Annotated in this window: 25 protein-coding genes; 6 read left to right on the top strand and 19 right to left on the bottom strand. The window is 46.2% G+C overall.

Features of this window, described 5'->3' with window-relative positions; genetic code table 11:
• Nucleotides 1–126: 126 nt before the first annotated feature.
• Complete coding sequence (gene brxB, locus M1D65_RS11785; RefSeq protein ID WP_003226477.1) at nt 127–564, bottom strand: bacilliredoxin BrxB; 438 nt, start codon at nt 562–564, stop codon at nt 127–129.
• A gap of 160 nt (nt 565–724) precedes the next feature.
• On the opposite strand from brxB, the gene M1D65_RS11790 reads away from it, so the two are divergent.
• The 3 genes from M1D65_RS11790 to bmrR all read left to right on the top strand — a co-directional run bounded on the left by M1D65_RS11790 (nt 725) and on the right by bmrR (nt 3797).
• Nucleotides 725–1618, top strand: coding sequence for a diacylglycerol kinase family lipid kinase (locus M1D65_RS11790; protein ID WP_064671045.1), 894 nt, complete (start codon nt 725–727; stop codon nt 1616–1618).
• A gap of 100 nt (nt 1619–1718) precedes the next feature.
• Complete coding sequence (gene bmr, locus M1D65_RS11795) at nt 1719–2888, top strand: multidrug efflux MFS transporter Bmr (RefSeq protein ID WP_085186460.1); 1170 nt, start codon at nt 1719–1721, stop codon at nt 2886–2888.
• 72 nt (nt 2889–2960) lie between these two features.
• Nucleotides 2961–3797, top strand: coding sequence for a multidrug efflux transcriptional regulator BmrR (gene bmrR / locus M1D65_RS11800; protein ID WP_172861333.1), 837 nt, complete (start codon nt 2961–2963; stop codon nt 3795–3797).
• A 54-nt stretch (nt 3798–3851) separates the two neighbouring features.
• On the opposite strand, the gene bfmBB is transcribed toward bmrR, so the two are convergent.
• From bfmBB to M1D65_RS11840, 8 genes are all read right to left on the bottom strand, one after another.
• Nucleotides 3852–5126, bottom strand: coding sequence for a branched-chain alpha-keto dehydrogenase complex dihydrolipoyllysine-residue (2-methylpropanoyl)transferase (gene bfmBB / locus M1D65_RS11805; protein WP_456270582.1), 1275 nt, complete (start codon nt 5124–5126; stop codon nt 3852–3854).
• A 22-nt stretch (nt 5127–5148) separates the two neighbouring features.
• Nucleotides 5149–6132 (bottom strand): 3-methyl-2-oxobutanoate dehydrogenase subunit beta, encoded by a 984-nt coding sequence (gene bfmBAB, locus M1D65_RS11810; RefSeq protein ID WP_004398638.1) that lies wholly within the window; start codon nt 6130–6132, stop codon nt 5149–5151.
• Nucleotides 6133–6145: 13 nt separating this feature from the next.
• The gene (gene bfmBAA / locus M1D65_RS11815) at nt 6146–7138 is read right to left on the bottom strand and encodes a 3-methyl-2-oxobutanoate dehydrogenase subunit alpha (protein WP_097080583.1); all 993 of its coding nucleotides are present in this window, start codon (nt 7136–7138) and stop codon (nt 6146–6148) included.
• Nucleotides 7139–7159: 21 nt separating this feature from the next.
• The gene (lpdA, locus tag M1D65_RS11820; RefSeq protein WP_014477284.1) at nt 7160–8584 is read right to left on the bottom strand and encodes a dihydrolipoyl dehydrogenase; all 1425 of its coding nucleotides are present in this window, start codon (nt 8582–8584) and stop codon (nt 7160–7162) included.
• Nucleotides 8585–8604: 20 nt separating this feature from the next.
• Nucleotides 8605–9696: a butyrate kinase gene (gene buk / locus M1D65_RS11825; protein WP_003230311.1), complete on the bottom strand. Its 1092-nt coding sequence runs from the start codon at nt 9694–9696 to the stop codon at nt 8605–8607.
• Between the two features lie 18 nt (nt 9697–9714).
• Nucleotides 9715–10809, bottom strand: coding sequence for a branched-chain amino acid dehydrogenase (gene bcd / locus M1D65_RS11830; protein ID WP_003230309.1), 1095 nt, complete (start codon nt 10807–10809; stop codon nt 9715–9717).
• Between the two features lie 11 nt (nt 10810–10820).
• The gene (yqiS, locus tag M1D65_RS11835) at nt 10821–11720 is read right to left on the bottom strand and encodes a phosphate butyryltransferase (protein WP_326154208.1); all 900 of its coding nucleotides are present in this window, start codon (nt 11718–11720) and stop codon (nt 10821–10823) included.
• 124 nt (nt 11721–11844) lie between these two features.
• On the bottom strand, nt 11845–13923 hold the full coding sequence (locus tag M1D65_RS11840) for a sigma-54 interaction domain-containing protein (RefSeq protein WP_004398669.1): 2079 nt from the start codon (nt 13921–13923) through the stop codon (nt 11845–11847).
• 152 nt (nt 13924–14075) lie between these two features.
• Here M1D65_RS11840 and M1D65_RS11845 point away from each other — a divergent pair, with 152 nt between their 5' ends.
• Nucleotides 14076–14312: a DUF2627 domain-containing protein gene (locus M1D65_RS11845; RefSeq protein WP_003230304.1), complete on the top strand. Its 237-nt coding sequence runs from the start codon at nt 14076–14078 to the stop codon at nt 14310–14312.
• 41 nt (nt 14313–14353) lie between these two features.
• Here the strand turns inward: M1D65_RS11845 and prpB are convergent, their stop codons facing one another.
• From prpB to M1D65_RS11890, 9 genes are all read right to left on the bottom strand, one after another.
• Nucleotides 14354–15259, bottom strand: coding sequence for a methylisocitrate lyase (prpB, locus tag M1D65_RS11850; protein ID WP_072173942.1), 906 nt, complete (start codon nt 15257–15259; stop codon nt 14354–14356).
• Nucleotides 15260–15276: 17 nt separating this feature from the next.
• Complete coding sequence (locus M1D65_RS11855; protein ID WP_456270583.1) at nt 15277–16695, bottom strand: bifunctional 2-methylcitrate dehydratase/aconitate hydratase; 1419 nt, start codon at nt 16693–16695, stop codon at nt 15277–15279.
• Nucleotides 16696–16709: 14 nt separating this feature from the next.
• On the bottom strand, nt 16710–17828 hold the full coding sequence (gene mmgD / locus M1D65_RS11860) for a citrate synthase (protein WP_046160570.1): 1119 nt from the start codon (nt 17826–17828) through the stop codon (nt 16710–16712).
• 33 nt (nt 17829–17861) lie between these two features.
• Nucleotides 17862–19001, bottom strand: coding sequence for an acyl-CoA dehydrogenase (locus tag M1D65_RS11865; RefSeq protein WP_133953140.1), 1140 nt, complete (start codon nt 18999–19001; stop codon nt 17862–17864).
• 27 nt (nt 19002–19028) lie between these two features.
• Nucleotides 19029–19892 carry a 3-hydroxybutyryl-CoA dehydrogenase gene (locus M1D65_RS11870; protein ID WP_456270584.1) on the bottom strand — a complete coding sequence of 288 codons (864 nt, stop codon included), beginning with the start codon at nt 19890–19892 and terminating at the stop codon, nt 19029–19031.
• Nucleotides 19893–19916: 24 nt separating this feature from the next.
• Complete coding sequence (locus M1D65_RS11875; RefSeq protein WP_072175556.1) at nt 19917–21098, bottom strand: acetyl-CoA C-acetyltransferase; 1182 nt, start codon at nt 21096–21098, stop codon at nt 19917–19919.
• Nucleotides 21099–21224: 126 nt separating this feature from the next.
• Entirely contained in the window at nt 21225–21956 is a 732-nt protein-coding gene (locus M1D65_RS11880; protein ID WP_069703866.1) for a glycerophosphodiester phosphodiesterase, read from the bottom strand.
• Nucleotides 21957–22034: 78 nt separating this feature from the next.
• Nucleotides 22035–22655, bottom strand: a complete 621-nt coding sequence (locus M1D65_RS11885; RefSeq protein ID WP_080477816.1) for an N-acetylmuramoyl-L-alanine amidase family protein — start codon at nt 22653–22655, stop codon at nt 22035–22037.
• Between the two features lie 19 nt (nt 22656–22674).
• Entirely contained in the window at nt 22675–22971 is a 297-nt protein-coding gene (locus M1D65_RS11890) for a hypothetical protein (RefSeq protein ID WP_014480225.1), read from the bottom strand.
• 307 nt (nt 22972–23278) lie between these two features.
• On the opposite strand from M1D65_RS11890, the gene M1D65_RS11895 reads away from it, so the two are divergent.
• Nucleotides 23279–23431, top strand: a complete 153-nt coding sequence (locus M1D65_RS11895) for a hypothetical protein (RefSeq protein WP_014480226.1) — start codon at nt 23279–23281, stop codon at nt 23429–23431.
• A gap of 72 nt (nt 23432–23503) precedes the next feature.
• Nucleotides 23504–24622, top strand: a complete 1119-nt coding sequence (locus M1D65_RS11900; RefSeq protein ID WP_456270585.1) for an NADH-dependent flavin oxidoreductase — start codon at nt 23504–23506, stop codon at nt 24620–24622.
• 465 nt (nt 24623–25087) lie between these two features.
• On the opposite strand, the gene spo0A is transcribed toward M1D65_RS11900, so the two are convergent.
• The gene (spo0A, locus tag M1D65_RS11905) at nt 25088–25891 is read right to left on the bottom strand and encodes a sporulation transcription factor Spo0A (protein WP_032726121.1); all 804 of its coding nucleotides are present in this window, start codon (nt 25889–25891) and stop codon (nt 25088–25090) included.
• Nucleotides 25892–25942 lie beyond the last annotated feature (51 nt).

The following is a 25942-nucleotide window of genomic DNA, read 5'->3' on the forward strand; positions in this document are numbered from 1 at the left end:
TATTACTAGATAAAAATAAAATCACTGTACAATCCGATTGAATAATCCCTTAATATTTATTCATATACTCTTGGAAATTTATGCACAAAAAAACCCGGGCCGCTTTGAGCATCCGGGTTGTTCGTCTTATACTTCTTCACAATATTCTTCAAAGGCTTCCTGCAGCTTTGCCACTACGGCCATCGGCTCGTGGCCTTCAATTTCATGGCGCTCTACCATTTTCATGATCTTTCCGTCTTTCAAAATCGCAAAGGACGGAGAAGATGGCGGATAACCTTCAAAATAGTCACGCGCACGCGCTGTCGCTTCTTTATCCTGTCCGGCAAAAACGGTGACGAGCTGATCAGGTCTTTTATCATAGTGAACGGAATGGTAGGCTGCCGGTCTTGCAATTCCTCCGGCGCATCCGCAAACAGAGTTTACCATGACGAGCGTCGTTCCTTTTTTCGTAAGTGCCTCATCCACCTCTTCGGCTGTTTTAAGCTCGGTGTATCCGGCAGCTGTTATTTCTTGTCTCGCTTGGCGGACAATATCATTCATAAATAAATTAAAGTCCATGTTCAATGAAGACCTCTCCTTTTTCATCATCTGTTCTTATGATAGCAAGGAAACGTCCATATCGGCAAATGACTTTGCTTCGCCGTGCACTTTTTTTGCTCTTCGTTTACTGCTTACAGAAAAAGGGGATTATATAACCAGAAGTAAAATAAAGGAGCAGTTGTATATGAGCCACCGGAAAGCGTTACTGATTCATAACGGAAATGCCGGCAACAAAAATATAGAAAAAGCACTTGGTGCTGTGGTGCCGGTTTTATCTCACCATTTAGATGAGGTGATTATTAAGCAGACAAAGAAAAAGGATGATGCGTATCATTTTTGCCGATCCATTGATGATTCTGTCGACACCGTCTTCATTCTCGGCGGCGACGGCACGATCCATCAATGCATAAATGCTATCAGCGCTCTAGAAAGAAAACCCGCGGTCGGAATTTTGCCCGGCGGCACGTGCAATGACTTTTCAAGAGTGCTTGGCATCCCTCAAAATCTTGCAAAGGCCGCGGAAGCACTTATGGCAGGAAATAAAACCAGCGTAGACGTATGTCAGATGAATGACCGTTATTTTTTAAATTTCTGGGGGATCGGCTTAATTGCAGAAACGTCGAATCAAATTAATGAAACGGAAAAAGCATTATTGGGAAAAATCAGCTATTTTACAAGTGCGTTGCGAACCGTCTCATCCGCTGCATCGTTTCCGATGACATTAAAAATTGACGGAAAAGAAATTAAAGAAGAAGCCGTTATGCTGCTTGTGATGAATGGCCAATACATTGGAACGAATCGAATTCCTCTGCCCGATGCCAGTATTGAAGACGGCTTACTTGATGTTCTCATATGCCGCAATACCAACCTCACCGCGCTGCGGGAGCTGATGAGCATGGAACAGGGCTCAATTGATCGTTTTACCGGAGAGCTGTCCTATGTCCAGGCCTCCCGTATCGAAATTGAAACAGACACTGCCAAAAAGGCGGATATGGATGGAGAAGTTTATACACATACACCCGCAGTCATTCAGGTCCTGCCGCAGCATATCGACATGCTTGTTCCCGCAAATGAATAACTGTCATAAGGCTTTAGAAAGATTTTGCAAATCCGTTGACTCTCCCCTAGGAGGAGGTCTTACAGTATAAGGGATACACACTTGAAAAAGGGGAAGTCATATGGAGAAGAAAAATATTACCTTAACGATATTATTAACCAATTTATTTATTGCTTTTTTGGGGATCGGGCTTGTGATTCCAGTAACGCCGACCATTATGAATGAATTGCATTTATCGGGGAGCGCGGTCGGCTATATGGTTGCCTGCTTCGCTATTACACAGCTCATTGTCTCACCAATAGCCGGACGATGGGTTGATCGCTTCGGGCGCAAGATCATGATCGTGATCGGCCTGTTGTTCTTTAGTGTGTCGGAGTTTTTATTCGGCATTGGAAAAACAGTTGAGATGTTATTTATCTCCCGTATGCTGGGCGGTATCAGCGCAGCCTTCATTATGCCCGGGGTCACGGCTTTTATTGCAGATATCACGACCATTAAAACGAGGCCAAAAGCGCTCGGTTATATGTCAGCCGCTATTTCAACAGGATTTATTATCGGCCCCGGCATCGGGGGATTTTTAGCAGAAGTCCATTCCCGGCTGCCTTTTTTCTTTGCGGCAGCTTTTGCACTGTTAGCAGCCATTTTATCAATCCTCACGCTGCGCGAGCCGGAACGAAACCCTGAAAATCAGGAAATAAAAGGACAGAAGACAGGCTTTAAACGGATTTTTGCCCCCATGTATTTCATAGCTTTTCTCATTATCTTAATTTCGTCTTTTGGTTTAGCATCATTTGAATCTTTATTTGCATTATTCGTGGATCATAAATTCGGATTTACGGCCAGCGACATTGCCATTATGATTACAGGAGGAGCGATTGTTGGCGCCATTACGCAAGTCGTCTTATTCGACCGCTTCACAAGATGGTTTGGCGAAATCCATTTAATTCGGTACAGCTTAATTCTCTCTACGAGTCTGGTATTCTTGCTAACAACAGTCCATTCATATGTTGCGATTCTGCTGGTTACGGTCACCGTATTTGTCGGATTTGATCTCATGCGGCCTGCGGTAACGACTTACCTGTCAAAGATTGCGGGAAATGAACAGGGGTTTGCCGGCGGTATGAATTCAATGTTTACAAGTATCGGCAATGTATTCGGGCCTATTATCGGCGGAATGCTGTTCGATATTGATGTAAACTATCCTTTCTACTTTGCAACGGTCACCTTAGCCATAGGGATTGCACTGACCATTGCTTGGAAAGCGCCTGCACATCTTAAAGCCAGCACGTGATAAGAAGCGCATTCTTTGTGTACTGCAAAGAATGCGCTTCTTCTTTATACTGATGATAGAAGGAGTGATGACATGAAGGAATCGTATTACTCAATTGGGGAAGTTTCAAAACTGGCAAACGTGTCGATTAAAGCGCTCCGTTATTACGATAAAATTGATTTATTTAAACCCGCCTACGTCGACCCAGATACCAGCTACCGCTATTATACAGATGCTCAGCTCATTCATCTGGATTTGATCAAATCATTGAAATATATCGGCACACCTTTAGAAGAGATGAAAAAAGCACAGGACTTAGAGATGGAAGAACTGTTTGCTTTTTATACAGAGCAGGAGAGGCAAATCAGGGAGAAATTAGTCTTTTTATCAGCACTGGAGCAAACCATTTCGTTGGTGAAAAAGCGGATGAAACGGCAGATGGAATATCCCGCGCTCGGTGAGGTATTTGTTTTAAATGAAGAAGAAATACGGATTATTCAGACAGAGGCAGAAGGAATCGGGCCTGAAAACGTGCTCAACGCCTCCTACAGCAAATTAAAAAAATTTATCGAATCAGCAGATGGATTTACGAACAATAGCTACGGCGCTACTTTCTCTTTTCAGCCCTACACCAGCATTGATGAAATGACTTACCGTCATATTTTCACGCCTGTATTGACGAATAAACAGATTTCATCAATTACGCCGGATATGGAAATCACAACAATCCCTAAAGGGAGGTATGCGTGTATCGCGTATAATTTTTCGCCTGAACATTATTTTCTCAACTTACAGAAGCTTATCAAGTATATCGCAGACCGCCAATTAACAGTTGTCAGTGATGTATACGAGTTAATCATACCGATTCATTACTCCCCGAAAAAACAAGAAGAATATCGTGTCGAAATGAAAATACGAATCGCTGAATAATAGAAAAAGAGCATTTTTTGAAACAAAACTTCAAAAAATGCTCTTTTTTCTTATTTAGTAAACAGATGTCTTCTCGTCAATCGATTCTAAAATTTGTTTCACTCGTCCGAGGAATCGTCCGCACACGAGACCGTCAAGCACTCTGTGATCTAAGGACAGACACAGATTAACCATGTCTCTGACAGCAATCATGCCATTGTCCATGACAACCGGGCGTTTGACGATGGATTCTACTTGAAGAATCGCAACCTGAGGGTAGTTGATAATGCCCATTGACTGAACAGAGCCGAACGAACCTGTGTTGTTGACGGTAAACGTGCCTCCCTGCATGTCATCTGCAGTGAGTTTTCCGTCTCTTACTTTTTTGGCAAGACCGGTAATTTCTTTCGCAATGCCTTTAATTGTTTTTTCATCAGCGTTTTTAATCACCGGAACAAATAAAGAATCCTCTGTGGCAACTGCAATTGAAATATTGATATCCTTTTTCTGAATAATTTTGTCGCCCGCCCACATGCTATTCATTTGCGGGAATTCTTTTAACGCCTGAGCGACCGCTTTTACAAAAAAGGCGAAGAACGTTAAATTAAAGCCTTCTGTCTTCTTAAAGGAATCTTTTATACTGTTGCGATATGCAACCATATTTGTGACGTCGACTTCCATCATCGTCCAAGCATGCGGAATTTCTGTTTTGCTTCGCTTCATATTGGAAGCAATTGCTTTTCTTACACCTGTGACAGGGATTTCTTTATCACCGGCTGCAGACGCAGGATATGCCGTCTCTTCTTTTGGCTCAGGTTTTGATGCAGACTTCGGTGCAGGAGCTGCTGTTTTCGGCTCCTCAGCCTTCTGTTCTTGCGCGCCGCCTGTTTCAATTAAGCGCTGAATATCTTTTCGTGTGATGCGCCCGCCGGCACCTGTTCCTGTTACTTGTTCTAGATCAATGCCGTGCTCTCCGGCCAAACGGAGTACAGCTGGCGAGTAGCGCTTTTTATTGGGCTGATCAGCGGCTTCGGCACTTTTTGCCGCAGGCGTCTCAGCGGCTTTTGATGCAGCTGGCTGTTCTTGTTTTTGTTCAGCCGGATTCGCGCCTTCTGTTTCAATTTTGCAAATCACTTCTCCGACTTGCAGGGTTTGGCCTTCTTCTCCTACAAGCTCTGTTATCGTACCCGTAAAAGAAGACGGAACCTCTGCATTTACCTTATCTGTCATGACTTCCGCGATCGGATCGTATTTGTTCACTTTATCACCGGGGGCGACAAGCCATTTGCTGATCGTCCCCTCTGTTACGCTTTCTCCAAGCTGCGGCATCGTCATTTGTTCAATTGCCATGATTGTATCCTCCCTTACGTCTTTAAAACTCCGCTAATTCTCTCATCGCCGCTTCCACTTTATCAGGGTTGACCATAAAGTATTTTTCCATTGTCGGCGCATAAGGCATAGCCGGAATATCAGGACCTGCAAGCCGTTTGATCGGCGCGTCTAAGTCGAACAGACAATGCTCGGATATAATTGCGGCTACTTCGCTCATGATGCTGCCTTCTTTTGTATCTTCTGTGACCAAAAGAACCTTTCCAGTTTTGGACGCAGCTTCGATGATGGCTTCTTTATCAAGCGGGTAAACTGTTCTTAAATCCACCACATGCGCTGAAATGCCATCTTTTTCGAGACGTTCTGCAGCTTGTAAGGCGAAGTGGACACACAGACCGTATGTGATCACTGTGATGTCGTCGCCTTCCCGTTTTACGTCAGCCTTGCCAATTGGCAGGACATAATCATCAGCCGGAACCTCTCCCTTTATCAGACGGTATGCCCGCTTGTGCTCAAAAAACAGCACTGGGTCTTCATCACGAACTGCGGCTTTTAAGAGCCCTTTCGCGTCATATGGTGTTGACGGCATGACAATTTTCAGTCCGGGCTGGTTGGCGAAAATTGCTTCGACTGATTGAGAATGATACAGGGCCCCGTGCACGCCTCCGCCGTATGGCGCTCTGACGACAATCGGACAGCTCCAGTCATTGTTGCTGCGGTAGCGGATTTTAGCCGCTTCAGAAATAATTTGGTTGACTGCCGGCATAATGAAATCAGCAAACTGCATCTCAGCAATCGGTCTCATTCCGTACATTGCCGCTCCGATACCGACTCCTGCGATCGCAGATTCAGCAAGCGGCGTATCCATAACGCGCTCTTCCCCAAATTGTTCATAGAGTCCGGCTGTCGCTTTAAACACACCGCCTTTTCTTCCTACATCTTCCCCAAGGACGAAAACGCGAGAATCTCGTTCCATTTCTTCTTTCATCGCCAAATTGATTGCATCAATATATGACATTACTGACATTTGTTCTTCCTCCCTACTTCGCATACACATAATCAAGCGCTGACTCAGGAGCTGCATATGGGGCGTTCTCCGCTTCATCCGTCGCTTCATTTACGATTGCCATAATTTCATCCAGCATGGTTTGTTCTATCTCATGGGACAGCAGGCCTGTTTCCTTTAAGTAAGCTTGATAAGTAAGCAGGGGATCACTTTTTTTCGCTTCCTCTACTTCTTCACGGCCTCTGTAGCTGCTGTCATCGTCATCACTGGAATGTGGTGTAAGGCGGTAAGAAATCGTTTCAATTAATGTCGGGCCTTCTCCTCTGCGTGCCCTTTCGCGTGCTTCTTTGACCGCTTGATAAACTTCCAGCGGATCATTTCCATTCACAGTTACGCCAGGCATCCCATAGCCTACGGCACGGTCGGAAATGTTCTCACATGCGACTTGCTTATCGTAAGGCACTGAGATTGCGTATTTGTTGTTTTCACACATGAAAATAACCGGCAGCTTATGGACAGCGGCAAAGTTTGCCCCTTCGTGGAAATCGCCTTGGTTTGAAGACCCTTCCCCAAATGTAACAAAGGCTGCGATATCCTTTTTCTCCATACGTCCCGCAAGCGCAATACCGACTGCGTGCGGCACTTGCGTTGTAACCGGAGATGATCCCGTCACAATGCGGTTTTTCTTTTGTCCGAAATGTCCCGGCATCTGGCGGCCTCCTGAGTTCGGATCTGCTGCTTTTGCAAACCCGGACATCATTAAGTCCTTTGCTGTCATGCCAAACGCGAGCACGACACCCATGTCTCTGTAGTACGGCAATACATAATCCATTTCACGGTCAAGTGCGAAAGCCGCTCCTACCTGTGCTGCTTCCTGTCCTTGACAAGAGATTACAAATGGAATTTTGCCAGAACGGTTTAACAGCCACATTCTTTCATCGATTTTTCTTGCTAACAGCATGGTTCTATACATATCAACGGCTTCCTGATCAGTCAGCCCTAGTGCTTGATGTCGGTTTGTACTCATTCAAGCCCCTCCTTTATGCTTTTAAAAATGAATGGCTTTGCCATCTACGGCAAGCGCTGCTTCTCCAATTGCTTCAGAAAGCGTTGGATGCGGGTGAATCGTTTGCCCGACCTCCCACGGCGTTGCGTCCAGCACTTTGGCAAGACCGGCTTCAGAAATCATGTCGGTGACATGCGGGCCGATCATATGAACGCCGAGAATATCATCTGTGTCTCGGTCCGCTACGATTTTGACAAAACCGTCGCTTTCACCGTATACAAGCGCTTTTCCAATCGCCATAAATGGGAACTTGCCGATTTTGACATTATGCCCGTTCGCCTTTGCTTCGTCTTCGGTTAAGCCGACACTGGCAGCTTCAGGGCTTGAGTAAATGCACTTCGGCACAAGCGTCGGATCAAGCGGATGCGGATTGAGACCTGCAAAATGCTCAACAGCAATAATTCCCTCATGTGAAGCAACGTGAGCTAACTGCAGGCCACCGATTACGTCTCCAATTGCATAAATATGAGATTCCTTCGTTTGGCAGCTTTCATTGACTGAAATCATGCCATTTTCAGTAACAATATCGGTGTTCTCTAGGCCAATGCCTTCGATATTTGCCTGTCTGCCGATGGAAACAAGCATTTTCTCAGCAGAGTAGGTAACGGTTTCTCCGTCTTTTTCCGCTTGTATGCTGATATCATCTGATGTTTTTGTCATTGTGTCAGGCAGCACTTTTGCCCCTGTTATGAACTGGATGCCTTTTTTCTTAAGAAGACTTTCCATTTCTTTTGAAATCTCTAGATCTTCAGTCGGCAATATGCGATCCGCGTATTCAATAACCGTTACCTTCACACCAAAATCATGAAGCATAGACGCCCATTCGATACCGATAACCCCTCCGCCGACAATGATGATTGATTGTGGCAGCTCCTCCATTTGGAGCGCCTCATCTGAAGTCAGTACAGACTTACCGTCCGCTTCAAGACCCGGAAGCATTCTCGGTCTTGATCCTGTTGCAATGATCACTTGTTTCGGGATCAGCATGTCATTTTCTTCGCCATTTCCCCGCTCAACAGAAATTGTTCCCGGCAGCGGAGAGAAGATTGACGGTCCAAGGATACGTCCATATCCGGTGTACACGTCAATTTTTCCTTTTTTCATTAAATGATTTACACCCGCTGCAAGCTTATCAACAACGGCTTGCTTACGCTGCTGCACTTTTTCAAAGTTGAGGGACACGCCAGCCGTTTCCACCCCGAATTGATCGGCTTCACGAGCTGTCCGGTATACCTCTGCGCTTCTAAGCAGCGCTTTACTCGGGATACAGCCTTTATGCAGACATGTTCCTCCGAGTTTTTCCTTTTCCACAACGGCTGTTTTTAAGCCGAGCTGAGCGGCTCTGATGGCCGCAACATAACCGCCGGTACCGCCGCCCAGAATGACTACGTCATACTCAGTTGCCATGGTGACTCACTCCTGTCTGTCTATTCAATACGATATTGTTTGGATTGCTCTTCGCCCTGCAATACTCTGAGCGCCCCTTGGGCAAGAGACTGCAGTTCATTTTCACCCGGATAGACTAAAACGTCTGAAATCCAATCTATGTATGATCTGATAGCAGAAACAAAGCTTTTGCCGTACGCAAGGCCTCCCGTCAGCACAATCGCTTCAACTTCGCCTTTTAACGCCGCGCTGGCTGCCCCGATTTCCTTTGCTACCTGATATGCCATGGCATCATAAATGAAGCGGGCTTTTTCATCGCCCCCTTGAATCATCTGTTCTACTTTTACTGCATCATTTGTACCGAGATAGCCTAAAAGTCCGCCGGTGCCAACAAGCTTTTTCATGATTTCTTCTTTTGTATATTCCCCTGAAAAACATAGATCAACAAGATCTCCCGCAGGCACTGTTCCTGCTCGTTCAGGACTGAATGGTCCCTCGCCGTGCAGGCCGTTATTGACATCTACCACTCGCCCGCGGTCATGGACGCCAATTGTAATACCTCCGCCCATATGGGTAATAATCATTTTCATGTTCTCATATCGTTTGCCAAGAGAGGCTGCCGCTTTACGAGCGACAGCTTTTTGGTTTAACGCATGGAAAATGCTTTTCCGTTCAATTTCAGGCATGCCTGAAACTTTCGCAAGCACTGACATTTCGTCTACGACAACAGGGTCGACGATATACGAAGGGATATTCAGGCCATCAGCGATTTCCCGCGCGATAATGCCGCCGAGATTAGAAGCATGCTGACCGGCGTAGCCGCTTTTCAAATCCTCAATCATCTCATCATTCACCACGTAGGTCCCGCCTTCAATTGGCCGGAGAAGGCCGCCTCTTGCGCAGACTGCATCAAACTTTGAGATATTGATTCCCTGTTCATGAAGCGTTTCGAGAATATGGTTTTTACGAAATTCATACTGATCAATAATTCGGTCAAATCGCTGCAGCTCTTCTATGTTGTGTCTCAATGTTTTTTCAAAAATGCTTCTTTCGTTATGAAAAACACCGATTTTCGTTGAAGTTGAGCCTGGATTAATTGTGAGAATGCGTTTTTCGTCATGTAGCACTTTCATAACCTCCAGATCAATTTCTTAACGTCTGCTTAATACACTGTGGCCGTTTTGCAAAAACTGGCTTCTTGAGCGGCGCATGCGTTCAATTCGTTCCTCTGCCAAGCGGTCAGCCGCTAAATATGCAGGAATGCCGTCACGCTGAGAAATCTCTAGTACACGCTCGATATTGCCGTAAATGCCTTCAACTTTTTTCAATGCACGTTCTGCATTATAGCCGTAAAGCTCATCTGCCACGTTGATAACACCGCCCGCGTTAATCACGTAATCCGGTGCATAAACGATGCCCATTTCGTGAATTTGATCACCATGGCGTGTCTCTTTTAATTGGTTGTTAGCCGCACCTGCGATCACTTTCGCCTTCAGCTGTTTAATGGTGTCGTCGTTAATCGTTGCACCAAGGGCACACGGCGCATAAATATCGCAGTCTTGTGAATAAATGTCATCAGGATCTACCGCACGGGCGCCAAAATCTTCAACTGCACGCTGTACAGATTGTTTGTTGATATCCGTAACGATTAAGTTTGCTCCTTCTTCATGCAGGTGGCGGCAAAGGTTATAGGCTACGTTCCCAACACCCTGTACAGCAATGGTTTTTCCTTCAAGAGAGTCGGTTCCGAAAGCAGCTTTAGCTGCTGCCTTCATTCCTCTGTACACCCCGTACGCTGTGACTGGGGACGGATTTCCAGAAGAGCCGAAAGCAGGAGAAATCCCTGTGACATAGTCTGTCTCATCATGAATGATATCCATATCCTCGACCGTTGTGCCCACATCTTCAGCCGTGATGTATCTGCCATTCAGTCCTTGAATATAGCGGCCAAACGCGCGGAACATTTCCTCATTTTTGTCTTTGCGCGGATCGCCGATAATGACTGTTTTTCCGCCGCCAAGGTTTAAGCCGGCCGCCGCGTTCTTATAGGTCATGCCTCTTGCCAATCTGAGCGCATCTTCAATTGCCGCTTCTTCATTTTCATATGTCCACATTCTCGTTCCGCCAAGCGCCGGACCAAGCGTTGTATCATGAATGGCGATAATCGCTTTTAATCCAGATTGTTCATCCTGGCAGAATACCAATTGTTCGTAATCGTATTTCTCCATATATTTAAAAAGTTCCATGTTCGTTCCTCCTAATGTGTGTATTCTTCAGATGCGCATATTGCCAGCGCAATGGAATACAGTTTATTTTCAGCAGAGTCCGCTCTGCTTGTTAAAGCAATCGGTGCTTTTGCTCCTGTAATGACAGCCGCCACGCTGGCCTTGGCAAAATAAATCAGTGATTTATATAAAATATTGCCGGCCTCAATTGTTGGGACGAGAAGGATATCTGCGTTGCCCGCTACGTCTCCCGAAATTTTTTTCTGGGCCGCGGCAATTTGTGAAACTGCGTTATCCAAAGCAAGCGGTCCATCAACAATGCAGCCTTTGATCTGGCCCCTTTTGTACATTTGAGCTAGAGCAGCTGCATTCACGGTCGCTTCCATTTTAGGGTTCACCGTTTCGACCGCTGCAAGGGCAGCTGCTTTTGGCATATTGCTCCCCACTGCATGGGCCACATGAACGGCATTTTGCAAAATCTGCCGGAGCTCTTCCAGCGAAGGAGCAATATTCATTGCCGAATCTGTCACAAACATCAGCCGGTCAAAATCCGGTATATCGAAGACAGCCACGTGAGAAAGGACACTTGCTGACCGAAGCCCCTCCTGTCTGTTCAATACCGCTTTAAGCAAAACAGAAGTCGGCACATTGCCTTTCATTAAAACGTCCGCTGTTTTATGATGCACAGCACGAACCGCTAATTTCGCCGATTCCTCAGGAGTATTGGCATGGACGATTTCCACTTGATGCCCTTGCATGGATGATGTCAGCTCGTTCAGTTTTTTGCTGTCGCCCGTTAACAAGAAACGGGCGGATAGGTGCTCGGCTGCCAGCTTTACAGCCCGGATCACTTCCTCATCCTCAGCATGAGCAACCGCAATGGTCTTATTTTTGTGTATCGACGCTTTGCCGATTAAATCTCTCAGCTTCATCTGTTACCACCTTTCTTGTTTCGACTCCGCCTTTTATTATGCAAGTTCCATGCCAGCTCTTAAGGGTGCTGTCATACCAGGTATACCGAAACATTCGTGCAGATGTTTGCGTTTATTCTGCAAATTATTGCATGCCTTCATTTGCAAGGCCATATTTATCCATTTTGTAATATAAGTTCCGAATGCTGACACCGAGAGCTTTTGCTGTTTTTGTCCGGTTAAAATGATGCTTTTCAAGCGTTTGCTGGATCAAATGCGCTTCAAATTTTTCTACTGCGACAGACAGCTTTTCGCCTTCAATATCCGGAAAATCAAAACCTGTTCCCTGATCTGTGTCATTTTCTTTTTGCTCAAGTTCGAATACAGGCAAGTGATCTTTTTCAATCCATTCCATATGCGGATTCAGAAAAATCATGGCTCGTCCAAGGACATTTTCAAGCTCCCGGACATTCCCAGGCCAATGGTAGGCAGATAAGGCGCGCAAGGCTTGCTGTGAGAGCCCTTTTACATTCCTGCCGTAATCCCGGTTGATCTTTTGGATAAGTCTGACGCTCAATGCTTCAATGTCCTCCAACCGCTGCCGCAAAGGCGGGATGGAGATCGGATAGCGATTGATCCGGTAATACAGGTCTTCCCGGAATGTTCCGTCCGCCATCGCCTTTTCAATATTTACATTTGTCGCCGCAATCACTCTGACGTTGACAGGGATCGCTTTCGTGCCGCCCACTCTGACGATTTCCTTTTCTTGAAGGACGCGTAGCAATTTGGCCTGCATATTTTGTGTCAGCTCACCGATTTCATCTAAGAAAATACTGCCGTTATTTGCTTCCTCAAATAAACCCTTTTTACCGCCGCGCTTCGCTCCTGAAAACGCACCATCCTCATAGCCGAACAATTCTGATTCGAGCAGGTTTTCAGAAAGGGCTGCACAATTCACGCGAATAAATTTATTGTATTTCCGGTCACTTTCGTTATGGATGGCATGGGCGAACAGTTCTTTTCCTGTTCCTGATTCCCCGCGCAGCAAGATGGTTGCAGGTGTTTTCGCACCGAGCTTCGCCTGCTCAAGCGCAACCAGCATTTGCTCGCTTTTGCCGATAATGTCGTCAAACGTGTATTTCGCTTCAAGCGTGCGAATAATTTGTCTGGCGCGGTTAAGCTCCGCTGTCAGCATTTTAATTTCGGAAACATCGTGAATCACGCCGACGCTGCCTTTCAAAATCCCGTCCACAATCACCGGTGCTACATTAACGATGACCTCTTTTTCATTCGGGCCGACCTTCATTCTGACACCGCGGACAGGACGTCTTGTTTCAAGCACCTTTAAATGCATGCTTTCGCCTTCGGAAATATCAGTGTTTGCAGGCTTGCCGATGACTTCTTTTTCAGAAAGCCCCGTCATTTTCGTATACGCTTTATTGATTAGCAGGCCGATGCCGTTTTCATCAACGACAGAAATCGCCTCATCGGAGGATTGAATAATTGCCTCCAGCATCGTACGGACCTGCTTTAAGTTGGTCACTTCCTCTGCCAGCTCGACCGCATCAGTGATATCTTTAAACACACAAAGAGCCCCGAGCAGACGTCCGCCTTCATCAATAATCGGCAGTCTTGTGGTCACAATTTGCAAATGATCGCCTAACAGCTGCTTCTGGTTGTATTCAGGCACTCTTGTTTTTAAAATCCGCGGCATCTTAGTGCTCGGAATCACTTCTTTTATTGGGCGCCCAATGACTTCCTCACGTTTTTTTCCGACCATTTTTTCGGCCATATGGTTAAAGAGAATGATTTCTTCATTGATATCAATAAAAATCATTCCATCATGGGTGGAATTAAAAATTCTGTCATATTTATAGGTTTGCTCTTTTAGCATTTGAATCAGGTGCTGCTTTTCTTCCATCAGCTGAAAAACGATGTATGCCATTTTTCCTGGCATGACAATGGTATCTTCATGCTTTCTTTGAAGGAGCTCGTCAAACACGGCTTGATCGCCGGTGGTATGAATGACGATATCCGGTTTTTGTTGTATGTAAGGTTTCCAATCAGATGATACGGCAATCCCATACTGTTCTGCTTCTTTCAATCCCGGCGCTTCGGGGTCTTTGTCAACTACGGCAATGATATCTATGATGGCTGTTTTAATCAGAATATGTAATAACGCCGTTCCCCTTTTGCCGGCACCTACTATCAGTACCTTTTGCATCCCGATACCCCTTTGCATGAAAAAATTTGCACACCTATTTATTCCGTTGCAATAATTTGCACAACCCTATGTTACCACGTTTTCTTCTCTTGACAAAATATTTTTTCCGCTGGACAATAAAGGAAATGAAAAGATAAAGGGGTTTTCTGAAGATGAGCCGACTTCTTGCGCTTTTAATATTAGTCATCCCCGGGGCTATTTCTGCTTTAGGCATTAAACTGATGAGAGATACACTTTTCGGCCATACAATCAAGCCATTTTCAGCTCTTTGGCTCCAAGGGTTGTCAGGATTCATCTTTTTTGCGATCGGCCTCTATGTGCTGGCCGGGTTCATTTTATACAGAGACAGAAAACGCAATCAAGTCAGCCCGCGATTCAGAAAACGATAGCTGAAAAAAAGCCGGAGAATGCTCCGGCTTTTTTTGTTGCACTATTCGTCAGGCAAAACGGTCTTGGCAATCGTTTTGTCTAACGCTTCATAGTCATAATAAGAAATCGTATCGTACAGTTCTTTTCGTGTCTGCATATCATGAAGTCCTTCTTTTTGTGAGCCGTGCTCCTTCATCAAACCAAACATCCGCTCACAAGCTTTTGCCGCCGCTCGAAGCGAGGTGACAGGATATATCACCATGTGAAACCCCATATCTTCGAATTCATCGGCACGATAATACGGCGTTTTCCCAAATTCAGTCATATTCGCAAGGAGCGGAACGGGGATACGCTCAGCAAACTGGCGGAATTCATTCTCCGCCTGTAGCGCTTCCGGGAAAATTGCGTCCGCTCCCGCCCCAATGTAAGCCTCTGAACGTTTTATTGCGGCATCAAGCCCTTCCTGCGCCCTGGCATCAGTACGGGCAACAACAATAAGGGAGGGTGCCGTTTGTTTAATGACTTTTATTTTTTGCGCCATTTCCTTTATCGGAACTAGCTGTTTGCCATTTAAATGTCCGCATTTTTTTGGGAGCTGCTGGTCTTCTATTTGAACGGCTGCTACCCTGGCTTCAAGCATCTCCCGGGCTGTTCGGGCGGCATTTAAGACACCGCCAAATCCCGTATCGATATCCACAAGCAAAGGCAGATCAGCTGCACGCACAAGATCTTTGGCACGTTCAGCTATCTCTGCCGATGTGATGATCCCTAAATCAGGCAGCCCCCTGCTGGCTGTATAGGCAGCACCGGACAAATAAATAGCAGAAAAACCGGCTTCTTTCGCAAGCAAAGCGGCCATCCCGTCATGGGCGCCGGGAATTTGAAGAATGTCCGGTGCTGACATCAGCTTGCGGAAACGCCCGGCAAGCTCCTCTTGTGACGATTGCTTATTGACGATCCACGACATGAAACAAAATCCCCCTTTTACATGCAGAACATGTCTACGAATTCATTTACGCGCATCGTTTGTAATGTCTCATAGCTGGTACAGCGCTCATAAATGTGTTTGTGCTGTTTATCAGGAAAATGGGTTTTGAGATTGTCAGAAAACTTTTCCAGCAGTTTAGGCACTGCTTCCTCTCTTCGAAAACGATGGCCGAGGGGAAACTCACATTCCACCATTTCCGTGCTCGTTCCGTCTTTAAAATGAACCTGAACGGCATTTGAGATGGAGCGTTTATCAGGCTTCAAATAATCCTCGGTATATGTTTTATTTTCAGTCACTTCCATTTTATCACGAAGTTTATCTATTCTCGGATCATTCGCTGTTTCAGCTTCATAATGCTGTGCGGTGATATCACCAAAAAGCAAACCGATTGCTGTAATGTATTGGAGACAGTGATCACGGTCTGCCGGATTGTGGAGCGGGCCTTTTTTATCAATGATACGGATAGCGGATTCATGCGTTCTGATAACAACTCGGTCTATCTCGTCAATCCGGTTCTTTACCTGCGGGTGAAGAATGACGGCGCACTCCGCCGCTGTCTGGGCGTGAAATTCCGCAGGATAAGACACTTTAAATAACACATTTTCCATGACATAAGCGTCAAGCGGACGGGCAAGCTTGATCTCTTTCTTATTGAATAAAACGTCTTGGAACCCCCAACCCGGTGCACTCAGGGCTGTCGGATAACCCATTTCCCCTTTTAACGACATCAGCGCCAAATGAACACCTCTGCTCGTTGCATCTCCTGCCGCCCATGATTTACGCGAGCCTGTATTCGGTGAATGGCGGTATGTCCTCAATGCTGCATTGTCAATCCATGCATTCGAAAGCGCATTTTTGATTTCTTCTCTTCCGCCGCCCAAAAGCTTTGCCGCAACAGCGGTTGTCGCAACTTTGACAAACAGCACATGGTCAAGGCCAACTCGATTTAAGCTGTTTTCTAACGCCAGCACACCTTGAATCTCGTGTGCTTTGATCATCATCTCAAGTACTTCGCGTACTGTTAACGGCTCTTTTCCTTCAGACAGCCTCACTCTTGATACATAATCAGCAGCGGCAAGGATTCCTCCCAAGTTATCGGATGGATGCCCCCACTCCGCCGCCAGCCACGTATCGTTGTAATCGAGCCAGCGAATCATGCAGCCGATATTAAACGCTGCCCTCACAGGATCGAGAACATATGACGTTCCCGGCACTTTGCTTCCATTCGGCACAGTCGTTCCTGGAACAATCGGGCCAAGCAGCTTTGTGCATTCCGGATATCGTAGCGCCAAGATCCCGCAGCCCAGGGTATCCAGCAATACATGCCCCGCTGTTGTATACGCTTCGGCACTAGTAATCTCTTTTTCAAGCACATAGTCTGTGATTTCTACGATTACACGATCCGTTTTCGGCATTCTACCAGCTCCTTTCATGATTTTGTTTGATATCGCGGGCCCATGTAACTGACACGGGGACGGAAGAGCCGATTATTGGCATGCTGTTCGATCACATGGGCGCATAAACCGGACGTTCTCGCGCTGAAAAAGACCGGCGTATATAAAGGAATCGGTATGCCGAGCATCCAATACACCGGGGCAGCATAGTAATCCAAATTCGGGTAAAGCCCTTTTTCCTTCTCCATCAGCCGCTCACCCGCTTCACACATCTCATATAAACGATGGTCACCGGCTTTATCGCATAATTGCTGCAGCGCCTCTTTCATCATGAGTGCTCTTGGGTCCATTTTTTTCATATACACCCGGTGGCCGAAGCCCATGATTTTTTCTTTTCTTTTCAGTTTTGTTTGCAGAAGCTGCTCAAAATCAGATGTCGTTTTTGCCTCCAAAAGCAAATACATCACAGCTTCGTTTGCTCCTCCGTGAAGATTCCCTTTCAGGGAAGCGACAGCCCCAGTCAAAGCCCCATAAAGATCTGAATGTGTAGATGCAATGACCCTGGCCGCAAAGGTTGAATTCGGCATCTCATGCTCACTGTACAGGACGAGCGACCGGTCAAAAATCTGTTCTTCCAATGAAGACGGCAATTTCCCTGTCATCATGTATAGAAAATTCGCACTGTAGGATAAGGTATGAAGCGGAAGAATCGGTTCTTTCTTATTAATGATCCTGTAGCTGGCAGCAGTGAGGGCAGGCATTTTCCCAAGAAGCTGATAGGCGCGTTCTTTGTTTGCGGAGGGAGACCGATCATCAATTTGCCGATCATAGCCAGCAAGTGCCGACAGGCCGGTACGCAGACTATCCATTGGGTGAGTGTCCTCAGGGAGCAGCTCAAGCAGACGGAGATGATCAGCAGGCAGGCTTGCGGCACTGTTTATTTTACGTTCCAGCGTCTCCATTTCACTTTCTTCTGGCAGCCTGCCCTCCAGCAATAAATGGACAAGCTCCAGATAGCTTTTTGTTTCAGAAAGTTCTATTAAATCATAGCCTCTTATCAAAATCTGGCTGGACTGCGTGTCAAGATAAGAAATATGAGTTTCTGCCGCAATCACACCGTCCAACCCTGGAGAATATTGCTGTTTCTCCTCCATATCCTCAACCTCCGTTTATGCGTTTTTTGTCCATCAGGTTCCGCCAAGCAAATACTTAGAAATAATCAGTCTTTGAATCTCGTTCGTCCCTTCATAGATTTGCGTCACCTTTGCATCGCGAAGCAAGCGCTCAACCGGATAATCCTTCATATAGCCATATCCTCCATAAATTTGAACGGCGTCTAACGCCGCCTTTACGGCTGCATCGGAAGCAAATTGTTTAGCCATAGACGCTTCTTTTCCACAGTTTAGGCCGCGGTTATGAAGGTCTGCAGCGTGGTAGACAAGATGTCTTGCCGCCTCAGCTCTAGTTGCCATATCAGCCAGCTTAAATGAAATGGCTTGATTGGCTGCGATCGGCCTTCCAAATTGCACTCGCTGCTTCGCATAATCAACGGCATGCTCAAGAGCTGCCTCTGCAATTCCGAGGGCCTGTGCCGCAATGCCGATCCGGCCGACATTTAAATTCGCCATGGCAATGTGAAAGCCATCCCCCTCTTTGCCAAGCAAATTGGCTTCAGGCACTTCTGCATTATCAAAAATCAGTTCCGTAGTATTGGAGCCATAAAGCCCCAGCTTTCTTTCTTTTTTTCCAACGGTAAAACCGGGTGTGTTTTTTTCAACAATAAAAGCCGAAATCCCGTGCCTGCCTTGATCTGGAGCTGTTAAAGCAAATGTGATATAGATATCAGCTGCTCCGCCATTCGTTATGAATATTTTCGATCCGTTTAATAGATATTTGCCGTTCTTTTTGATTGCTGTTGTGCGGAGGCTCCCGGCATCCGACCCCGAGTGAGGCTCCGTTAGTGCAAATGCGCCCAAATGGTCTCCTGACGCGAGCTTTGGTATATATTTCATCTTTTGTTCTTCGTTGCCGAAATACAGAATCGGATTCGTGCCGACTGAGGTATGAACGGAGAGTATCACGCCGACAGCCGCACTGATTCTAGAAATCTCATGAATCGCCAAAATATAAGAAACAACGTCCGCCCCGGCACCGCCGTATTGTTCCGGCACCGGTATTCCCATCAGTCCGTGTTCACCCATTTTTTTGATCAGCTGAAAGGGAAATTCGTCCGTTTTCTCCATGATTTCCGCAGCGGGAGCAATTTCTTTTCGTGCAAAATCACGCACCATTTTTCGCATCATGACTTGCTCTTGGGTTACATGCAACTCGGCCACCCCCGGATGGAATAGACTTTAGGAAGTCCTCTCCTCATAGTCATAAAAACCGCGTCCGCTCTTTTTGCCAAGCCAGCCTGCTTTGACATACTTGCGGAGCAGCGGGCAAGGACGGTATTTGGAATCGCCAAGGCCTGAGTGAAGGACTTCCATAATTGATAAACACGTATCCAGTCCGATAAAATCCGCTAATGCAAGCGGACCCATCGGATGATTCATGCCCAGCTTCATCACTTCGTCTATTGCCTCCGGCTTCGCCACTCCCTCATACACGCAATAGATGGCTTCATTAATCATTGGAAGAAGCACACGGTTGGAAACAAACCCAGGAAAATCATTGACTTCTACCGCTGTTTTCCCCATCTTTTTCGCTAATGCCATAACATCTAAGGCCGTTTCTTCTGATGTAGCCAAGCCGCGAATCACTTCAACCAGCTTCATTACAGGGACGGGATTCATAAAATGCATGCCAATAACCCGTTGAGGCCGGCTTGTTACAGCAGCGATTTCTGTAATAGGCAAGGAAGATGTATTGCTGGCCAAAATCGTATGAGGCGGGCACATGCGATCAAGTGTTTTAAACATCTCAGTTTTTGCCGCCATGTTTTCTGCGATAGCCTCAATCACAATGTCCGCATGCTCTGCCTCCTCAAGCGTTTGAGAAATCGAAATGCGGCTGATTACGCTCTTCACTTCCGTCTCGGTCCTTTTTCCTTTCTCAGCATCGCGGGCCAGCTGTTTCTTCAGCCGTTTCAATCCTGCCTCCGCGGCCTCTGGATTCACATCATACATCCGCACATAAAAGCCCGCGTCGGCAGCTGTTTGAGCAATTCCGCTTCCCATCTGACCTGCGCCAGCTACCATGATTTGTTTGATTTCCATTCAAATCCCCTTTTTCATCATGTTTTAATGAACCTGCACTAAGACGGCGTCTCCCTGTGCTGCCCCGCTGCAAATAGCGGCAACGCCCAGCCCCCCTCCCCGCCGCTTTAATTCATAAACAAGCGTCATGAGAATTCTCGCCCCGCTCGCGCCGATCGGATGGCCGATCGCGATCGCACCGCCATTTACATTTACTTTTTCAAGATCGAAACCTACGATTTTTTCACATGTCAAAACAACTGAAGCAAAAGCTTCATTTACTTCAAACAAGTCAATATCTTGGACAGTTAAACCGTTCTTTTTCAGGAGCTTGTTAATGGCAAATCCCGGCGCTGCCGCCAGCTCGTGCGCTGGCATTCCCGTAGTTGAAAAACCAAGAATTGTAGCCAGAGGCCGTTTGCCAAGCTCAGCAGCTTTTTCCTCAGACATCAGCACGAACGCGCCGGCTCCGTCATTGACTCCAGGAGCATTGCCGGCTGTGATAGAACCGTCACTTGCATAAATAGGAGCAAGTTTCGCGAGCTGATCCAGACTTGTGTCACGGCGAATCGCTTCATCTTTATCAACAACGTTTGGTTTTCCTTTTCGACCGATCCAGTTGACGGGAACAATTTCATCCTGAAACTTCCCTTCATCGGCGGCCTTAGCTGCCCTTGCATGACTTCTCAACGCCCATTCGTCCTGCTCTCTTCGTGAGATTGCATATTCCATGGCAGCTGTATTTCCGTGAACAGCCATGTGCACCTCGTCAAATGCGCACGTTAATCCGTCATACACCATTAAGTCCCTAAGCTCGCCGTCCCCCATCCGTGCTCCCCAGCGCCCGGCGGGAACGGCATACGGAATATTGCTCATGCTTTCCATTCCCCCCGCAACAAGTATGTCCGCATCCTGCGCCCGAATCATTTGATCACATAAAGTGACAGCGCGAAGGCCGGAAGCACAGACTTTATTCAATGTTTCTGACGGCACACTCCAAGGCATTCCCGCCAGACGGGCAGCTTGACGGGAAGGTATCTGCCCTGAGCCGGCCTGGACAACCATGCCCATGACGTTTCCTTCTACATCATCTCCAGAGACTCCAGCCCGTTGCAGCGCCTCCTTCATCACAATGCCCCCAAGCTCAGCAGCTTTCACCTCTTTCAATACTCCGCCGAATTTGCCAAATGGCGTTCTTGCAGCACTTACAATGACTGTTTTCCTCATGGTTTCACCTCATTCAGAAGATAGACAGCGCTTACAATTTCTAGTTGTCTTCTATGAATGTATGCTTTGAAACGGGCATGAATGAATGAAAAAAGAAGGCTGCGTCAAACAGCCTCCTTCTAACAACTATTCATTTTTCAGCAATGCCGAAGCCTTTTCTGGAAAGTCGGTAAACATGCCGTCTGCTCCCGCTTCAATGAGACACTTCATATCTTCCGGACGATTGACTGTATACGGCCTTACCTTAATCGAACTGTTCCTCATTTTCTTCAGCACTTCATCTGTGACCCCTGGGCTGTTTAACTTCGGGTGATAGCCGGAAGCCGGAATAGACGCGATATATCGATCTGCCTGATAAAGCACATCTGAAGTTAATACTGCCCGTTCGATATGCGGTGCAAGCCGGGCGCATAGCGCCAAGCTGTCATGATTAAACGTGGATAGGATGACTCTCTCCTCTACATTGAATCGCTTCACTGCCTCCAGCACTTTTTCTTCCATTCCCTCATAGCGGATCACGCTGTTTTTTAATTCAATGTTGATGAGAAAATCCTTTTTTACCGCCCACGAGAGCACATCTTCTAGCAGCGGCACTTTTATATCGCTGTACGCTTGATCGTGACCAGCGGCCGCATTCGCAGTCTTTACCTCATCATAGGCTGTATCCTTCACGAATCCTTTAAGTGATGTCGTGCGATTAAGTCTTTCATCATGAATCACAACAATGCGTCCGTCTTTCGTCAGCTGTACATCAAGCTCTATCCCATCCGCTCCGGCTTCAATTCCTTTTTCAAATGCAAGCATTGTATTTTCGGGAAATTGACCTGAGGCCCCCCGGTGGGCAAAAATCTTTGTCATCGTTTCACCTCAAACCCTAAAGTTTTCTCCATTATACTTATTTTGTCGGCTCCACTCTAGGATTAAGGCTGTATCAATCTACTGATCATAATAAGAATCAATGCCGTTGACAATCGCATCTGCGGCCTTTTGCTGGTATTCTTCACTTCCCAGCTTGTCCGCATCAGAGCTGTTCGTGATAAACCCAAGCTCCGCCAACACACTTGGCATTTGTGAATATGTAATGACGTAAAAGTCTGATTCTTTCACGCCCCTGTCTCTCGTTTGTAAGGAAGAAACGAGCTCTGACTGAATATCGGATGCTAGACGCCGGCTGCTCTCCCCTTCATAATCAGATTGAAAATACGTTTCTGTTCCTGAAGCTGAAGTAACCCCTGAATTCACATGGATGCTGACAAAAAGGTCAGCCTGATTGGCACTTGCCTTAGCCACTCTTTCCTCCAAGGTCAGAAAATGATCGTCAGACCGGGATGCAACAGGATTGGCTCCCTCCTCTTTTAGTTTGTCTGTCACATGCTCTGAGACAGCCAAATTAATATCCTTTTCAAAGAGCCCGTTTCCGACCGCTCCACTGTCTTCACCGCCGTGTCCGGCATCAATATACACTGTTTTTCCTTCTATCGGCTCTGCTGCCTGTGCACAAGGCGCGAGCGTCAAAGCCAATCCGCACAGCGCCAAGCTCCTCCATAACATTCTCAACTTACTCCCTCCGGTCTTTTTATGACGAGTTCTTTCGCAGCTGAATATCTTCCAGCTGTAAAGTTCCATTATCCTTCTTTGTATATTTCACCAGGACATGTGTCTGATCTGGCAGTGATTCACATTCATCACGTTTATCCTTCGGAACTTGTATCATGGTTTCTTCTCCATTAAGAGAAACCGCAATCGTATGAGGATCAGCCGAGCCAATGTATTTTCCCTCTTCGGTAAACCTTGGCACTGAGTCATCCGCACTTGCAACACTGCACCCCGAAAGAAAGAGCGCAGTAAACAGCAAAAGAACCGTTTGTTTCACATGACCACCTCTTCCTGATGTTTGGCTTTTATCTTTGACCAGAATGGCGAATTTGTAAAGACAACGCGAATGCAGGCGAGCAAGTTCCATGATTTTCAAAAGGGCTATACGACCCGATCATTTCCTGTTGTTAGAAAGATAACGAGCAGATTTGTCTATGAGGATGGCTCTAATTGAGGCGTCAATTAGAAAAAATTAGCGGAAAGAAGCAACTTTTTATTCATTTTAAAAAATTTGAGAATAGGGTGAGCAAATCGTTTGACGGGTGGGTCAGCCAAGCGTAACCTTTTAAAGGATATTTACTTTATTGAAAGAAGTTAAAGCCATGAAAAAATTCGTTCTGCTGCTGGCGGCAGCTGTCATCACATGCTCCATCGGCCACCAAATCAGCGGCGGCTACAAAGGCCCCGAAAAAGAGCGGCGAAAACATCACTCTGCACTCAAGATATTCAGTCGGTAAAGCAGATCAATTGCATTAATTTTTACATATAGGCTAGAATATGTGCGAATCCAAACGAAAGAAGATGATCAAATGAATCCTAAGTATAAGCCTCTGTTTGAACCATTTACGTTTAAAAGCGGCGTTACAATCAACAACCGGATCGCAGTAGCACCGATGACTCATTACGCTTCTAATGAAGACGGTACAATATCTGAAGCGGAGCTCGACTACATCATCCCCCGTTCAAAAGAGATGGGAATGGTGATTACAGCCTGCGCAAATGTTACACCGGACGGAAAAGCATTCCCCGGGCAGCCGGCCATCCATGACGATTCCAACATTCCAGGTTTAAAAAAGTTAGCACAAGCCATTCAGGCACAAGGCGCTAAAGCCGTTGTGCAAATTCATCACGGCGGTATTGAGTGCCCGTCTGAGCTCGTTCCTCAACAGGATGTTGTGGGGCCAAGTGACGTGTTTGATAACGGCAAACAAATTGCTCGCGCATTAAAAGAAGAAGAAGTGGAAAACATTGTGAAGGCGTTTGGAGAAGCGACAAGACGCGCCATTGAAGCCGGCTTTGACGGTGTCGAAATTCACGGTGCAAACGGCTACTTAATTCAGCAGTTTTATTCTCCGAAAACCAACCAGCGCACGGATCGCTGGGGAGGAAGCGATGAAAAACGATTAGCCTTCCCGCTCGCTATTGTCGATGAAGTGAAAAAAGCCGCTTCAGAACATGCGAAGGGTGCGTTCTTAGTCGGCTACCGTCTGTCTCCGGAAGAACCTGAGACACCGGGATTGACAATGACTGAAACTTATACGCTTGTTGATGCTTTAGGGGATAAAGAATTGGATTATCTTCATATCTCACTGATGGACGTGAATTCAAAAGCGCGCCGCGGTGCAGATCCGACTCGCACACGCATGGACTTATTGAATGAACGTGTCGGAAACAAAGTGCCGCTGATCGCCGTCGGTTCCATCCATTCCGCTGATGACGCGCTTGCCGTCATCGAAAACGGTATTCCGTTAGTCGCTATGGGACGCGAAATTCTAGTTGACCCTAACTGGACGGTAAAAGTAAAAGAAGGCCGTGAAAAGCAAATCGAAACAGTGATCAAAGGCACAGATAAAGAAAAATATCATTTGCCTGAACCGCTTTGGAAAGCAATTGTGAACACGCCAGGCTGGGTGCCTTATAAAGATTAATGTGCAAAAGACTGCCGAAACGATTCGGCAGTCTTTTTCCCTTTATATAAATAGTTTGTGTACACATCTAAACAGCAAAAGAAAGAGCTCCCCACCAACTTCGAAAAGAAAATCCAGGAAAAACCCCTCACGCTTTCTTGCTTTTTTCTTTTTCATTCGTACGTCTCCTTTTTACATGAATACGCCTTACTTACGATTTTGCAGGAGAAAGGTTTCATTTTATAACGGACACATTTAGGGTCGATCATGCTTCGTGATCCTATAAGATGTATGAATGGACCAAGAGTGCAGGTAATATCGCCATTTGCCTTTCCTTACTTTTCAAACCTATCCTTTACTATATGCGGATACTTAATATTCTTCTCCCATACTACAAATGTCCCCAAAACAAAACGCCTCCTATTTATCAGCGCAAACTAATAAATAAAAGACGTTTGATTTAATGACCACTTAATAAGCTCATGTTTAAGAAGCCTTATGTTCTAATCTCAGCTTATCCGCAACCATTGCAATGAATTCCGAATTTGTCGGTTTAGCTTTTGTCATGCTGACAGTATAACCAAACAACGAGGAAATGGAATCAATGTTTCCTCTGCTCCATGCCACTTCAATTGCATGGCGGATCGCTCTTTCTACACGGCTTGCGGTTGTGTTAAATTTTTTGGCGATGTCTGGATAGAGGACTTTTGTAATGCTGCCGAGCAATTCGATGTCATTGTATACCATTGAGATTGCTTCGCGCAGATAGAGATAGCCTTTAATATGGGCTGGGACGCCGATTTCATGGATAATGCTTGTGATGCTCGCGTCGAGATTTTTCTTCTTTGGTTCAGGCTGGCTGCTGCGTATAATACTGCTTTGCGATGATGGCGCACGATGCGTCACACTGCTGGCATTTCCGCTGACCTGGCGGATATGGCCGACAAGGTTTTCCATATCAAACGGTTTGAGAATAAAGTAGGACGCGCCTAAATCGACGGCCTTTTTCGTGACATCTTCCTGTCCAAAGGCTGTCAGCATAATGACATTCGGCTGTTTTTTCAGATCTGATTCCCTCAGCCTCTCTAAAACCGCAAGTCCGTCTAAATGCGGCATAATAATATCTAATACGAGCACATCGGGATCTTTTTCTTTAAACAGCGACAGGCATTCCTGTCCGTTATAAGCAACGCCGATCACTTCCATGTCATCCTGTCCTTCTATATATTCACTTAACAGGCTTACCAGCTCTCGATTATCATCAGCAACACAAACTTTAATTTTCTCCACGTTTCTTCCTCCCCAAATGTAGTTAACAGGATTCACCCTTGCTACATGTTT

Source organism: Bacillus sp. JZ39 (assembly GCF_053903145.1).

Bases quoted from the DNA above. Each gene is read 5' to 3' on its own strand.
- M1D65_RS11790 (WP_064671045.1), top strand. From the start codon at position 725: ATGAGCCACCGGAAAGCGTTACTGATTCATAACGGAAATGCCGGCAAC.
- bmr (WP_085186460.1), top strand. From the start codon at position 1,719: ATGGAGAAGAAAAATATTACCTTAACGATATTATTAACCAATTTATTT.
- bmrR (WP_172861333.1), top strand. From the start codon at position 2,961: ATGAAGGAATCGTATTACTCAATTGGGGAAGTTTCAAAACTGGCAAAC.
- bfmBB (WP_456270582.1), bottom strand. From the start codon at position 5,126: ATGGCAATTGAACAAATGACGATGCCGCAGCTTGGAGAAAGCGTAACA.
- bfmBAB (WP_004398638.1), bottom strand. From the start codon at position 6,132: ATGTCAGTAATGTCATATATTGATGCAATCAATTTGGCGATGAAAGAA.
- bfmBAA (WP_097080583.1), bottom strand. From the start codon at position 7,138: ATGAGTACAAACCGACATCAAGCACTAGGGCTGACTGATCAGGAAGCC.
- lpdA (WP_014477284.1), bottom strand. From the start codon at position 8,584: ATGGCAACTGAGTATGACGTAGTCATTCTGGGCGGCGGTACCGGCGGT.
- buk (WP_003230311.1), bottom strand. From the start codon at position 9,696: ATGAAAGTGCTACATGACGAAAAACGCATTCTCACAATTAATCCAGGC.
- bcd (WP_003230309.1), bottom strand. From the start codon at position 10,809: ATGGAACTTTTTAAATATATGGAGAAATACGATTACGAACAATTGGTA.
- yqiS (WP_326154208.1), bottom strand. From the start codon at position 11,720: ATGAAGCTGAGAGATTTAATCGGCAAAGCGTCGATACACAAAAATAAG.
- M1D65_RS11840 (WP_004398669.1), bottom strand. From the start codon at position 13,923: ATGCAAAAGGTACTGATAGTAGGTGCCGGCAAAAGGGGAACGGCGTTA.
- M1D65_RS11845 (WP_003230304.1), top strand. From the start codon at position 14,076: ATGAGCCGACTTCTTGCGCTTTTAATATTAGTCATCCCCGGGGCTATT.
- prpB (WP_072173942.1), bottom strand. From the start codon at position 15,259: ATGTCGTGGATCGTCAATAAGCAATCGTCACAAGAGGAGCTTGCCGGG.
- M1D65_RS11855 (WP_456270583.1), bottom strand. From the start codon at position 16,695: ATGCCGAAAACGGATCGTGTAATCGTAGAAATCACAGACTATGTGCTT.
- mmgD (WP_046160570.1), bottom strand. From the start codon at position 17,828: ATGGAGGAGAAACAGCAATATTCTCCAGGGTTGGACGGTGTGATTGCG.
- M1D65_RS11870 (WP_456270584.1), bottom strand. From the start codon at position 19,892: ATGGAAATCAAACAAATCATGGTAGCTGGCGCAGGTCAGATGGGAAGC.
- M1D65_RS11875 (WP_072175556.1), bottom strand. From the start codon at position 21,098: ATGAGGAAAACAGTCATTGTAAGTGCTGCAAGAACGCCATTTGGCAAA.
- M1D65_RS11880 (WP_069703866.1), bottom strand. From the start codon at position 21,956: ATGACAAAGATTTTTGCCCACCGGGGGGCCTCAGGTCAATTTCCCGAA.
- M1D65_RS11900 (WP_456270585.1), top strand. From the start codon at position 23,504: ATGAATCCTAAGTATAAGCCTCTGTTTGAACCATTTACGTTTAAAAGC.